The following is a 13,209-nucleotide window of genomic DNA, read 5'->3' on the forward strand; positions in this document are numbered from 1 at the left end:
CGGACATGGCCGGGCGGGGCCACCGGGCGGGCTCGTTCGCCCACCGGTGACCCCGCCGCGCGGTGTGTCTCAGCCCTGGTGGCCGACGGGACGGCGCTTCGGGGCGGGCTTCTTGGGGGCCGGCTTCCTGGCGGCGGCCGGGGCGGCCTTCTTGCAGTCGTTCTTCTTCACCGGGGCGATCTTCTTGAAGCTCATGTCCGTGCCTTTCTCGATTTACGTGCGTGAATTGTCGAAAGAATTCCGTCAGCGCTGGTGGCCTACCGGTCGGCGCTCCGTCGGGCGCTGTTCGCTTTCGACATGGAAAACACTACGGCATTCCCGGACGCAGAAAAGGCCAATTCCACTGTGAGGTTCCTGAGTTGATGCTGTGAGAGATTCTTATGTCAATTCAGGAACCGAACCGGTACTTACACAGAATTTAAAAGCGAAAGGGCCCGGCGCCTGTCGGCGCCGGGCCCCTGGTGGGCGGTGGTGGCTACTGCACGATCGCGATCCGGTTGGCGGCCGGGGGCGCGAGCGGGCCGCTCGCGGAGGAGTTGGCCGTCAGGTACTCCGCCAGCGCCGCCAGGTCGTCGGTGCCGACGAGGTCGTTCGTGCCCTGGCCCAGCGTGGTGAAGCCGTCGCCGCCGCCCGCGAGGAAGCTGTTGGTGGCGACACGGTAGGTGGCGGCCGGGTCGATCGCGGCGCCGTTGAGCCGGATGGAGTCGGTGACCACGCGGTCCGCGCCCGTCTTCGTCAGGTCGAGGGTGTACGACAGGTTCGCCGACGGCTGCAGGATCTTCGGCGCCGCCGTGTTCGTGCCGCTGACCTGCTCCTTGAGCACCTGGATCAGCTGGGCGCCCGTGAAGTCCTGCAGGTTCACCGTGTTGGAGAACGGCTGCACGGTGAAGCCCTCGGCGTAGGTGACGACTCCGTCGCCCTCACCGCCCTTGGCGGCGTAGGTCAGCCCGGCCCGCACGCCGCCCGGGTTCATCAGCGCCAGGTCGGTCTCCGGGTCCAGCTTCCTGCCGTACGCGAGCTGCGCGTCGGCGATCAGGTCGCCCATCGGGGACTCGGTGCCGGTGTTGGGGACGTCGGCGGAGATGTAGCCGATGGGACGGTTGCCGATCGGGGCGGCGAGGGTGTTCCAGCGGCTGATCAGGTCCGTCATGTCCGGGGCCTTGGCGACGGTCCGGGTCACCACGTGGTTCGCCGACTTCACCGCCGTCCGCACGATGTCGCCGGTGAGGCGGTCGTAGGTCAGCGTGGTCTCGGTGTAGAGGCGGCCGAAGGACGCGGCCGAGGTGACCATGCGCGGCCTGCCCGAGGGGTCGGGGATCGTGCAGACGTAGGCCGCGTGCGTGTGACCGGTGACGAGGGCGTCCACGGACGGGGTGATGTTCTTCGCGATGTCCACGATCGGGCCGGAGATGCCGGCGCCGGCGCCCGAGGAGTCGCAGTCGTAGTTGTACGCGCCGGAGGCCGGAAGGCCGCCCTCGTGGATCAGGGCGACGATGGAGTTCACGCCCTGGGCCCGCAGCACCTTGGCGTACTTGTTGATGGTCTCGACCTCGTCCTTGAACTTCAGGCCCTTGACCCCGTCCGCGGAGACGACACCGGGGGTGTCCTCCAGGGTCACGCCGATGAAGCCGATCCGGACGTCCTTCTTCTTCCAGACCCAGTACGGCTTGAGGATGGGCCTGTTCGTCTTCTCGTCGAGGACGTTCGCGGCGAGGTAGGGGAAGTCGGCGCCCTCGAAGCCCTCGTCGGTGTAGCAGCCGTCGGTCGGGTGGCAGCCGCCGTACTGCAGGCGCTTCAGTTCCTTGGAGCCCTCGTCGAACTCGTGGTTGCCGACCGAGGTGACGTCCAGGTCGAGCTTGTTGAGCGCCTCGATGGTGGGCTCGTCGTGGAAGAGGCCCGAGACCAGCGGGGAGGCGCCGACCATGTCGCCGCCGGCCGCCGTGATGGAGTACGCCTTGCCCTGGCGGGCCTCGCGCAGGTGGGTCGCGAGGTACTCGACGCCGCCCGCGTCGATCGTCTTCGTGGTGCCGTCCGGCTGCAGTTCGGTGACCCGGCCCGAGGAGCCCGACGGCGGCTCCAGGTTGCCGTGCAGGTCGTTGAAGGACAGCAGTTGCACGTCCTGGTAGCGGCTCGGGTGGTGGCCGCCCCTGTTCTCGTGCGCGTCCGCGGGAAGCGCGGCGGCGAGGGCGCCGACGGTGGCGAGACCGGCGGCTGCGGCGAACAGCCGGTACGCGCGTCTGCGCTGCGGATACGGCTGGGAAGTGGCTGGCATGCGCCCCCCTGTGGGTCTGCTGGATGTCGCCGAACGGCACGGCTCCGTCCGGCGCAGCCTAGAGTCAACGCGCGTAGCACAACAGGGGGTTCTTGGTTACATCCTGGTTTCCCTTTGTCCTCCGCTTTGCCTTTGTGTTCCCTTCGTCCCATGCCGCCACTTTGCCGCGGCCGCCCCTTACCCTCGTACGCATGACCAGCGACGACATCGCACGCACGGGCCGCCCCCGCTCCATCGAGACCCACTCCGCGCTGACCGGCGAGCAGACCGAGGCCGTGCTCGCGCTCCTGGCCGAGGCCGCCCTGACCGACGGCCGGCAGGCGGTGTCGGAACAGGGGCGCCTGCAGCTGCGCGGCGGAGCGCGCGAGGGCGTCTCGCATCTGCTGCTCACGGTCGACGGCGAACTCGTGGGCTACGCCCAGCTGGAGGACACCGACCCGGTCGAGGCGCCCGCCGCCGAGCTGGTCGTCCACCCCGCCCACCGCGGGCACGGCCACGGGCGGGCGCTGGGCACGGCGCTGCTCGCCGCGTCCGGCAAGCGGCTGCGGGTGTGGGCCCACGGCGGGCACTCGGCGGCACGGCACCTCGCGCAGGTCCTCGGCCTGACGCTGTTCCGTGAACTGCGCCAGATGCGGCGGCCGTTGACCGGCCTGAACCTGCCCGACCCGGTCCTGCCGCCGGAGGTGACGGTCCGCGCCTTCGTCCCCGGCCGGGACGACGCCGCGTGGCTCGCGGTGAACGCCGCCGCCTTCGCCCACCACCCCGAGCAGGGCTCCCTCACCCAGCGCGACCTCGACGACCGCATGGCCGAGCCGTGGTTCGACCCGGCCGGCTTCTTCCTCGCCTTCCGCGGCGACGACCTCATCGGGTTCCACTGGACGAAGGTCCACGCCGAGGAGGGGCTGGGCGAGGTGTACGTACTGGGCGTGCGGCCCGGCGAGCAGGGCGGGGGCCTGGGCAAGGCGCTCACCACGATCGGACTGCGGCATCTGGCGGGGCAGGGCCTGCCGAACGCGATGCTGTACGTCGACGCCGACAACAAGACGGCCGTCTCCGTCTACGAGCGCCTGGGATTCGTCACGTACGAGACGGACCTGATGTACCGCACGGAGACCTGAGCGACGGCGGGCCGACGCCCGGGCGTCCCAGGGGTCAGTGGCCCTGGGACGCCCGGGCATCCCAGGGCCGGTGGCCCGAGGAGTTCTGGGGCGGCCGGCCGGGGAGCCCCGAGGCGGCAGGCCGAGGAGTCCTGGGCGGCAGGCCGCTTGCAGGGCCTTGAAGCGGCCAGACGCTTGCAGTGCCCTGAGGCGGGCGGCCGGTTTGCAGGGCCTTGAGGCGGTCGGCCGCTTGCAGGGCCTTGAGGCGGCCGGCGACGCGAGGTGTCCTCAGACGCCGGACGCGCGAGAGGTGCCCCGAAGCACCGGACGCCCGAGGTGCTCAGAAGCACCGGGCGCCCGAGTTGCCCGGAGGCGCCGGACGCCCGAGGTGCCCCGAGGCGCCGGACGCCCGAGGTGCTCAGAAGCACCGGACGCCCGAGTTGCTCAGAAGCACCGGACGCCCGAGGCGCCCCGAGGCGCCGGACGCCTCAAGGGACCCTCGGAGGCCGGCGGCCTCAAGGTGCCTTCAGGCGCCGGACGGGCTGAGGGGCCGTCGGGTTTGCCGGCGCCGCAGCCGTCCGCGCGTCGGCTCCGGCAGGCACGCTCCCAGCACCAGCAGCGCCGCGGCCAGCAGCCATGCCCACCGTTCGTGCGCGCCGGCCCACTTGGCGTCGCCCTGCGCGACGAACAGCGGCCACCGGTGCGGCCACAGCAGCACCGCCAGGACGGCCGTCACCAGCAGCGCCCCCGCCACCGACTGCCCCGGCCGCGGCTCGTCCGACAGGCGGACGGCGAGGGCGGCCCCGGCCAGCGCCAACGCGCAGGCCGCCGCCGCTTCGAGGGTGACGGCGCCCGTCGGAGGGCGCACCGAGGACGGGACGAGCAGGAGTGCGGCCGTCCACCACAGCGCGGTGACCGGTACGACCGGCGCGAGGCGGAGGGCGGAGCGCAGCGGGCGCCGGGTCGGCACCGCCGCCGTGGTGTGGCGGGCCCGGTCGTCCAGGAGGAAGGCCAGGGCGAGGGCGTGGGCCAGCACGGCGGCCCGCAGGAGGTTGAGGGCCACCCAGGGCCCGCCCGCCCCGTCCGACAGACGGGGAACCGCCGCCGCCACCAGCCCCAGCAGGCTGCCGGCGGCCACCGCCCGCCACGGCAGCGTCCGAAACACGGGCCCCGCCAACTCCCGTACCAGCCGCCGCACTTCACCCCGCCCCGCCTCGGCCCTCGTCAGCTCTCGCACTTCTCCTCGCCCCCCCTTGGGCACCGTGGCCCGCAGCAGCCGCGCCGCGTCGGCCGTCGTGCCCATCGGCACCATCAACTCCCTTGCCAGTCACCACACGTCACCCGGCCCCGCCTCGGCCCTCGTCAGCTCTCGCACTTCTCCTCGCCCCCCCCTTGGGCACCGTGGCCCGCAGCAGCCGCGCCGCGTCGGCCGTCGTGCCCATCGGCACCGCCAACTCCCGTACCAGACACCACACGTCACCCCGCCCCGCCTCGGCCCGTGTCAGCTCTCGCACTTCTCCTCGCCCCCCTTGGGCACCGCGGTCCCCAGCACGCGGGCCGCGTCGGCCGTCGTCAGCTTCGGGGCCGTCAGTTCGGTCCAGTGCGCCTTCACCGCGGCCTCGACGTCGCCCTTCCGCTTGCCCAGCAGTTCACGGACGACGTCCGTCTGGGCCCCCGTCATGCGCAGCGGGTTCGTCGGGGACAGGACGATCGCCGAGCCGCTCACACTGTCGTCGAGGCGCACGTTGCGCAGGGACTGCATCGGGTCGTCCTGCCAGGCGAGGGCGAGCCACATCACCGTGACCATGCGGCCGTCGCACATGTCACCCGCCGTCTTCTCGTCGCCCGCGACCAGCACGGAGGCGACCGCGGCCGAGAACTCGGGGACACGGTTGCCGCCCCAGGCCGTGCCGACGGTCACCCGGTGGGGGTCGGCGAAGGGCTCGAACGCGGAGGAGCTGTCCAGGCCGTAGCGGGCCTCGACGCGCTGCCGTACGAGCAGGGGCTGGGTGTGGGCGGCGCCGCCGGCCAGCGACCGCACCTCGTCGACGACCTTCGCCCAGGTGGCCGTGCGGGCCGTCCACTCCGGGAACGCGCAGTACGTGGAGCCCTCGCGCCGCACGCAGGTCTGCTCCTTCTCGGGGCTGACCGAGGCCCGCTCCCGGGCGGCCCGCAACTGCGGTGTATCACCGCCCGACTGGGCGACCGCGCCGGCCAGCGTGAGCGCCAGCGCGCCCGCGAGGCCCGCCTTGAGGACGCGGGTCCGGCCGCCGCCCGCCAGTAGGGCGCCGAGGGCCACGAGGAGCACGAGGCCGGTGAGGTAGAGGGCGTGCCAGGCGGCGGGGCGTCCGATCAGGTCCGAGGGCAGGGTGTCCCCGCTGTTCTCGCTGACGACGGGCGACAGCCAGCGGGACCACGGTGCGTCGCCCGTGCCGGCCGAGAGGAACATCGCGCCGGCGAACAGGCCGACGACTAGGAGCGGGGCGGCGAAGGAGGACGGGATCAGGCGGGCGGCCAGGACCCCGAGGGCGCCGAACAGCAGGACGCAGAGGGGGCCGACGGCCAGCTCCGCGGGTGAGCCGTGGCCCACGGCGCCGGGCTTGAGCGCCTGCCAGGTGAACGAGCCCATGACGACCAGCGCGGTGAGCACCGCGTACGGGACGACGGACAGTACGTGGGCGAGGGTGCGCCGCCACGGCTCCATGGGCGCCGCGTCGACCTGCCGGTCGGTGCCCCGCCGCCGGTCGCGCAGGGCGGCGCGGTTGACGCAGACGAACAGCGCGATGCCCACCAGCAGCGGCCCGCTCTGGGTGGCCCTGTCGACGTCCTGCAGGGCCGGGTAGGCGGCCATGCCGTTGGGGGGAACCAGCAACCGCCAGACGGTGTAGCCGACGTACAGCAGCAGCGTGGCGAACACCGGCAGGAACCACAGCTGTTGGCGTGCCTCGAAGCGGGCCAGCTCGATCACGTCCGCCCACTTCGGGCGCCGCTCCGGCACGGCGACGGGCGGCACCGTCGTCTCCAGCACCGCGCTCATGCCGCCACCTCCGCGCCCGCGTCGTCGAGGGTGAGCAGGTAGCCGTCCTCCAGGGTGGGTTCGAGGAGGTCGGCGCCGGACGGCGGGGTGCCGACGTTGCGGAAGGAGCCGGTGCCGGTGCGCCAGCCCGCTTTCGCGCCGGGGTCGCGTTCCGCGCTGCTCCACACCCGGCCGGCCGCGCGTTCGGCCAGTTCGGCGGGGGTGCCGTCGAAACGGATGGTGCCGCCGGCCATCACCAGCACGCGGTGGCAGAGCATCGCCACGTCCTCGGTCTGGTGCGTGGACAGCAGCACCGTCCGGCCCTCGCCGGCCTGGGCGATCAACTCCCGGAACCGCATGCGCTGTTCGGGGTCCAGACCGACCGTCGGCTCGTCGAGGACGAGGAAGCCGGGGTCGCCGACCAGGGCCGCCGCGAGGGCGACCCGCTGGCGCATGCCGCCGGACAGCTTCTTGATGCGCCTGCCGCGCACGTCACCGAGGTCGACCCGCTCCAGCACGCGCCGCACCTCGCGATGGCGGGCGCCGCGGTCGGTGAGCTCCTTGAGGATGGCCACGTAGTCGACGAACTCGAAGGGCGTGAAGTCCGGGTGGAAGCCGGGGGTCTGGGGCAGATAGCCGAGGCTGCGGCGCACGTCCTGGCGGCCGGACGGGGTGGCGGGGTCGTGTCCGAGGACGGTGAAGGCGCCGGTGTCGGCGGGCACGGCGGTGGCCAGGACCCGCAACAGGGTCGTCTTCCCGGCGCCGTTGGGGCCGATGAGGCCGGTGACGCCCGGTGTCAGCCGCAGTGACACGTCGTCGAGGGCCCGGGTGCCGCCGTAACGGAGGCAGAGCCCGGAGGCGGAAACGGTGGGTGTCATACGGCACTCCCCTGGAGGCGGTCGAAACGGTCACGTGAGAGGAACAGCAGCCCGCCGGCGAGCGCGGCGACGGCCGCCGCCACCCCCTGGCCGAGCGCGGTGAACGGCGCGAGCGTCGCCGTGGTGTCGTGGGCGTGCGCCGCGAGCAGCAGCGCCACCCAGACGCCGCCGACCAGCGACGGCGCGAGCACCGGACCGAGCCGGGCGGACAGCGCCAGGCCGGTCGAGGTCAGGGCGAGCGCGGGCAGCAGCCAGGTCAGGACGCGCAGGCCGTAGCCGGGCAGGGCGAGGGTCGCCAGGCCGTCGAGGCCGAGGCCCGCGGTGAGGGCGGCGATCGTGCGGATCATCAGCAGCCGGAACCCGTGCATCGGGGAGACCACCGCCATCTCGTACGTCGGGTCCAGTGCGGGCCCGTACGCCAGCGCCACCCCGGCCAGCGGCAGCAGCGGCGCGAGCGCCAGGAAGAGCGTGAGCGAGCCGGCGGTCTGCGCGGCCGCGACGGACGTGGCCAGCACCGCGACGACGGCCCCCAGCCAGGAGCGGCGCAGCACAGGGGTGGCCGCGAGCAGCCGGGCGACGTGGTCGGCGACGCCGGCCCGCAGCAGCAGCCGCTCGACGAGGCCAGGCCGGGGCGCGTCGAGTTCGGCGTCCAGCCGCTCCCAGCCGGCGTCGACGGGCTGCCCCACGCGGGCGAGCACCTCACGGCACCGGCCGCACGCCATCAGGTGCGCGTCGGCGGACCACAGCATCGGCGCCGCCAGCTCACCGAGCGCGTAGGCCCGCAGATCGTCGTCCTCCACATGCCACGTCACGCCGCCACCTCCCACGCCCACGAGGCACGCGCACACGTGCCGCCGAAGGAACTTCGCCGGGCGCGCCGGCGCCGCAAATCCCGTTCGTCCGTCCGGCCGCTCATGTCAGCGCCTCCCGCAGTTGCTTCCGGGCGCGCATCGCCCGTGTCTTGACCGTGCCCGGCGGGATGCCGAGCAGGACGGCCGCCTCGCGGGTGGTCAGCCCGTCGATGACCGTCGCCTGCAGCACCGCGCGCAGTTCCGGGGAGAGCCGGACGAGGGCGCCCGCGAGGTCCCCGTGCTCGACCCCCGCGAGCACGCGTTCCTCGGCGGACGCCTCGTCCCGGTGCCGCAGCCGCGCCAGCGCCTGCCGCAGCCGCCCCCGTGCCCCGTCCCCGCGCAGGGCGTCGATCAGCCGCCGGGACCCGATGCGCCACAGCCACCCGGCGACATCGCCGTCCTCGTGGTAGCGGGCCCGGCCGCGCCAGATCGCGAGGAACGTCTCCTGGACGACGTCGTCGACCACGCCCCCGTCGGCGCACCGGCCGCGCAGCCGGGCGGTCAGCCACGGCGCGTACCGCCGGTACAGCTCCTCGAAGGCACGCCGGTCGCCGTCCGCGGCGGCCCGCAGCAGCTCCCCGTCGCTTCTCGTCTCACTCACGTCCCCTCATCGCACCGGCCCCTCGGATCGGTTCACGGCGATCACCCTCGACTTCCACGACCCCCTCGCACCACCCGGTCGTCCAGCAGATCCAGCAGGCCCTCCGCCGGGGCCCGCCGGCGCCGACCTCGGCCCCGGGCACCGGGACGCGCCGACCGCCGGCGGCCTCTCCCCGCAGACGAGGACCCCCTCCGGAGGCCGGCGCACCGGCGCGGCCCCGGCCCCGGCCAGCGCCTCGAACCGCTGCTCACGACCGGCAGCACGCTCCTCGCCGGCCTGCACCGGCTGGGCTGGTAGCCGCGTGGCCGCCGTTCCCGCTCGGCTGGACCCGGAGCAGCCGGAACCTGCCGGGCGGCGCAGTCCTCACCATGACCGGCCCCCTCCTCGCGCTCGCCCTCAGCGTCCTCGCCGGCCTGGTGCCGCGCCGCCGGACCTGGTGGCGGCATCCGACCGCCCACGTCCTTCCACGGGAGAGTGGACGTACGTATCCTCGGGGCGGCTCCCGCCGCGGCTCAGCGCCGGCCCGGTCGGGGTGCGACGCACGGGAGCCGCCCCCGTATATCCCGCACGCCATGTCGCCGTAACCAACGGTTCAGACTGACTTGCGACGCTCGGCCAATGACGCCCTCCGTACCCACACCTTCGCCGCCCCCCGAGGGTCGCGCGGGGATCGGGGACGCCTTCCGTTCCGTGCCCGCGCTCCCGCCCGCTGCTTCCGACGCGCCTGTATCGCTCGGGGCGCGGAACAATGGGTTCATGAGCCAGCCAGAAACCGCCCAGGCACAGGTCCAGCACGCGCAGCCCTCCGTGGGCTCCATAGCCGCGCACCGCCCGCACACCGTGGCGGCCGTGGTCTCCGACCTGGAACCCGACATCGACGCGGACCTCGACGGGTACGAGGAATCGCCGTTCGACGGGCCGCAGCTGCCGCAGGGACGTTTCCTTGACCGGGAACGCAGCTGGCTCGCCTTCAACGAGCGGGTCCTCGAACTCGCCGAGGACCCCAACACCCCGCTCCTCGAGCGTGCCAACTTCCTCGCGATCTTCGCCAGCAACCTGGACGAGTTCTTCATGGTCCGGGTGGCCGGTCTGAAGCGCCGTATCGCGACCGGCGTCGCCACCCGTTCGGCCTCCGGCCTGCAGCCGCGCGAGGTCCTGGAGATGATCTGGGCCCGCTCCCGCGAGCTGATGGCCCGGCACGCCGCCTGCTACCACGAGGACGTCGCCCCGGCGCTCGCCGAGGAGGGCATCCACCTGGTCCGGTGGAGCGAGCTGACGGAGAAGGAGCAGGCCCGCCTGTTCACGCTGTTCCGGCACCAGATCTTCCCGGTCCTGACCCCGCTGGCGGTCGACCCCGCGCACCCCTTCCCCTACATCTCGGGCCTCTCCCTGAACCTGGCCGTGGTCGTCCGCAACCCGGTCACCGGCCACCGCCACTTCGCCCGGGTCAAGGTGCCGCCGCTGCTGTCCCGCTTCCTGGAGAGCTCCCCCGGCCGCTACGTCCCCATCGAGGACGTCATCGCCGCCCATCTGGAGGAGCTGTTCCCGGGCATGGAGGTCCTGGAGCACCACGCCTTCCGGCTGACCAGGAACGAGGACCTGGAGGTCGAGGAGGACGACGCCGAGAACCTGCTCCAGGCCCTGGAGAAGGAGCTCATGCGGCGCCGCTTCGGGCCGCCGGTGCGCCTGGAGGTCGAGGAGTCCATCGACCGTGAGGTCCTTGACCTGCTGGTGCGCGAGCTGAAGATCTCCGAGGCCGAGGTGTACCCGCTGCCGGGCCCCCTGGACCTCACCGGCCTCTTCCGCATCGCCTCCCTGGACCGGCCCGAGCTCAAGTACAAGAAGTTCATCGCCGGCGTCCACCGCGATCTCGCCGAGGTCGAGTCGGCCTCCGCGCCCGACATCTTCGCCGCCCTGCGCAGCCGTGACGTCCTGCTGCACCACCCGTACGACTCCTTCTCCACCTCGGTGCAGGCGTTCCTGGAGCAGGCGGCCAACGACCCGGACGTCCTCGCCATCAAGCAGACCCTGTACCGCACCTCCGGCGACTCCCCCATAGTCGACGCGCTCATCGACGCCGCCGAGTCCGGCAAGCAGGTCCTCGTCCTGGTCGAGATCAAGGCCCGCTTCGACGAGCACGCCAACATCAAGTGGGCGCGCAAGCTGGAGGAGGCCGGCTGCCACGTGGTGTACGGCCTGGTGGGGCTCAAGACCCACTGCAAGCTGTCCCTCGTGGTCCGCCAGGAGGGCGACACCCTGCGCCGCTACAGCCACGTCGGCACGGGCAACTACCACCCCAAGACGGCCCGGCTGTACGAGGACCTCGGCCTGCTCACCGCCGACCCCCAGGTGGGCGCCGACCTGTCCGACCTGTTCAACCGCCTCTCCGGCTACTCGCGCCGGGAGACCTACCGCCGCCTGCTGGTGGCCCCCAAGTCCCTGCGCGACGGCCTGATCGCCCGGATCAACAAGGAGGTCCAGCACCACCGTGCCGGACGCCCCGCGTTCATCCGCATCAAGGTCAACTCGATGGTCGACGAGGCCCTCATCGACGCGCTGTACCGGGCGTCGCAGGCAGGTGTCCCGGTCGACGTCTGGGTCCGCGGCATCTGCGCGATCCGCCCCGGTGTCACGGGCCTTTCGGACAACGTCCGGGTCCGCTCGATCCTCGGCCGTTTCCTCGAGCACTCCCGTGTCTTCGCCTTCGGCAACGGCGGCGAACCGGAGGTGTGGATCGGCAGCGCCGACATGATGCACCGCAACCTCGACCGCCGTATCGAGGCCCTGGTCAGGGTCACCGACCCGGCCCACCGCGCAGCCCTGAACCGGCTGTTGGAGACCGGCATGTCCGACAACACGGCGTCCTGGCACCTCGGCCCGGACGGCGAGTGGATCCGGCACGCCACCGACGCGGACGGCCAACCCCTGCGCAACGTTCAGGAGATGCTCATAGACGCCCGGAGGCGCCGGCGTGGCACAGCAACACCTTGACCCGACGGACCCCACGGCCGGGCCCGCCCCCACAGGTGACGCCCTCGCGGGCTACCTGCGGTCCCAGGCCACGGAGTTCCTCCGCGCGTTGCGCCAGCACCGGGAGACCGGGACGGCGCCGGGCACCGCGGAGGGGTCCGTCGAGGCGACGCGCGCACTGCGCCGCTCGGTGCGCCGCATCAGCGCCAGCCTGCACACCTACCGGCCGCTGCTGGACGCCGACTGGGCGGAGGGGCTGCGGCCCGAACTGGCCTGGTTGTCGGGCACGTTGTCGATGGAGCACGCCTACGCGGCCCGTCTGGAACGGCTGTTGCTGGCCCTGCAGCGGCTGTCGGGGGCGGCCGTCTTCCCCGCCCAGACCGGTGTGGCGACGGTCGGCCGGGCCCCCGACACCGTCCACTTGCAGGCGGCGCACGCGGCCGCGGGCCCTCCTTCCCCCACGCCGGACCGCGGCAACCTGACGGTCGGCGCGGCCAAGGCGGGCGCCCTGCTCGAACGCCAGCTCACCCTCGCCAGGACCCGCGCCCACAGCACCGCCCTGCAGGCGCTGGGCTCCTCCCGCTTCCACGCCGTCGCGGACACGATCGCCGTCCTGGCCAGCGAGGTCCCCCTCACCGCCACCGCCTCCGCCACGGACCTGCGTCCCCTGGCGATCGCCGCCGAGGAACGCCTCACCGACGCCGTCGCCGCCCTCCCGCTCGTCACCGCGGGCCACCCCTACAACGCGGCGGCCCTCATCCACGGCCTGTCCCCCGACCCCTCGCCCCACCCCCAGGACGCCCCCTGGCACCAGGTCCGCCTCCTGCTGCGCCTGCACCGCTACGCCCGCGAGGCCCTCTACGGCGACAAGGCCTCCCTCGACGTCCGCCTCCTCACCGCCGGCCAGGCCCTGCACCGCCACCGCGACGCCTCCGAGGCGGCGGCAGCGGCGGCGTCGGCGGCCCGTACCCCCCGGATCGCCCCGGCCACCGCGTACGCCCTCGGCGTGCTCCACGCCGACCAGCGCCACGAGGTCGAGGCGGCCCGGTTCGCCTTCCAGCAGTGCTGGCAGAAACAGGTGGTGAGCACGTGACGGCTGCCCCCGAGAACGACGGCTCCCTGGTCCATGCGGCCGGCTGCGTCCTGTGGCGCCGCTCCCCGGTCGACGGCGACCTCGAGGTGTGCCTGGTGCACCGGCCGAAGTACGACGACTGGTCCCACCCCAAGGGCAAGCTCAAGCGAGGCGAGGACCATCTCGCGGGCGCCCTGCGCGAGGTGGCCGAGGAGACGGGCTACACGGCGCAGCCGGGCGCCGAGCTGTCGACCGTCCGCTACTTCGCCCAGAACCGGCCCAAGCAGGTGCGGTACTGGGCGGCCGAGGCGGCATCGGGCGGTTTCACGCCCACCGACGAGGTCGACCGCATCCTGTGGCTCTCCCCCGCGGCCGCCCGCAGCCGGCTGACCCAGCACCGCGACCGCGGCCTCGTCGACGAACTGCTGACGACCCTGCGTCACGCCTGAGGA

Annotated in this window: 11 protein-coding genes; 4 read left to right on the forward strand and 7 right to left on the reverse strand. The window is 73.2% G+C overall.

Annotated features, from left to right (window positions below; genetic code table 11):
- Positions 1-69: 69 nt before the first annotated feature.
- Positions 70-195 (reverse strand): hypothetical protein, encoded by a 126-nt coding sequence (locus LN251_RS12835; RefSeq protein ID WP_267956035.1) that lies wholly within the window; start codon positions 193-195, stop codon positions 70-72.
- A 280-nt stretch (positions 196-475) separates the two neighbouring features.
- Positions 476-2,272 carry a bifunctional metallophosphatase/5'-nucleotidase gene (locus LN251_RS12840; protein WP_458244559.1) on the reverse strand — a complete coding sequence of 599 codons (1,797 nt, stop codon included), beginning with the start codon at positions 2,270-2,272 and terminating at the stop codon, positions 476-478.
- Between the two features lie 191 nt (positions 2,273-2,463).
- Between LN251_RS12840 and mshD the strand changes: the two genes are divergently transcribed.
- Positions 2,464-3,390, forward strand: coding sequence for a mycothiol synthase (gene mshD, locus LN251_RS12845; protein WP_458244560.1), 927 nt, complete (start codon positions 2,464-2,466; stop codon positions 3,388-3,390).
- A 505-nt stretch (positions 3,391-3,895) separates the two neighbouring features.
- On the opposite strand, the gene LN251_RS12850 is transcribed toward mshD, so the two are convergent.
- From LN251_RS12850 to LN251_RS12870, 5 genes are all read right to left on the reverse strand, one after another.
- Positions 3,896-4,672, reverse strand: a complete 777-nt coding sequence (locus LN251_RS12850) for an ABC transporter (RefSeq protein ID WP_458244561.1) — start codon at positions 4,670-4,672, stop codon at positions 3,896-3,898.
- Between the two features lie 198 nt (positions 4,673-4,870).
- Positions 4,871-6,406: an ABC transporter permease gene (locus tag LN251_RS12855; RefSeq protein WP_458244562.1), complete on the reverse strand. Its 1,536-nt coding sequence runs from the start codon at positions 6,404-6,406 to the stop codon at positions 4,871-4,873.
- Positions 6,403-7,263, reverse strand: coding sequence for an ABC transporter ATP-binding protein (locus LN251_RS12860; RefSeq protein ID WP_458244563.1), 861 nt, complete (start codon positions 7,261-7,263; stop codon positions 6,403-6,405). The genes LN251_RS12855 and LN251_RS12860 overlap by 4 nt, the downstream gene beginning before the upstream one ends.
- A complete protein-coding gene (locus tag LN251_RS12865; protein WP_458244564.1) occupies positions 7,260-8,075 on the reverse strand; it encodes a zf-HC2 domain-containing protein in 816 nt (271 codons plus the stop codon). The genes LN251_RS12860 and LN251_RS12865 overlap by 4 nt, the downstream gene beginning before the upstream one ends.
- 100 nt (positions 8,076-8,175) lie before the next feature.
- Positions 8,176-8,715, reverse strand: coding sequence for an RNA polymerase sigma factor (locus tag LN251_RS12870; protein WP_058924505.1), 540 nt, complete (start codon positions 8,713-8,715; stop codon positions 8,176-8,178).
- A 756-nt stretch (positions 8,716-9,471) separates the two neighbouring features.
- Here LN251_RS12870 and LN251_RS12875 point away from each other — a divergent pair.
- The 3 genes from LN251_RS12875 to LN251_RS12885 are packed head-to-tail and all read left to right on the forward strand — an operon-like array spanning position 9,472 to position 13,206.
- The gene (locus LN251_RS12875; RefSeq protein ID WP_458244565.1) at positions 9,472-11,706 is read left to right on the forward strand and encodes an RNA degradosome polyphosphate kinase; all 2,235 of its coding nucleotides are present in this window, start codon (positions 9,472-9,474) and stop codon (positions 11,704-11,706) included.
- A complete protein-coding gene (locus tag LN251_RS12880) occupies positions 11,687-12,778 on the forward strand; it encodes a CHAD domain-containing protein (protein WP_458244566.1) in 1,092 nt (363 codons plus the stop codon). Before LN251_RS12875 ends, LN251_RS12880 begins: the two co-directional genes overlap by 20 nt.
- On the forward strand, positions 12,775-13,206 hold the full coding sequence (locus LN251_RS12885; RefSeq protein ID WP_458244567.1) for an NUDIX hydrolase: 432 nt from the start codon (positions 12,775-12,777) through the stop codon (positions 13,204-13,206). The genes LN251_RS12880 and LN251_RS12885 overlap by 4 nt, the downstream gene beginning before the upstream one ends.
- The last annotated feature ends 3 nt before the right edge of the window (positions 13,207-13,209 follow it).

It is taken from the genome of Streptomyces sp. MAI_2237 (assembly GCF_054189285.1).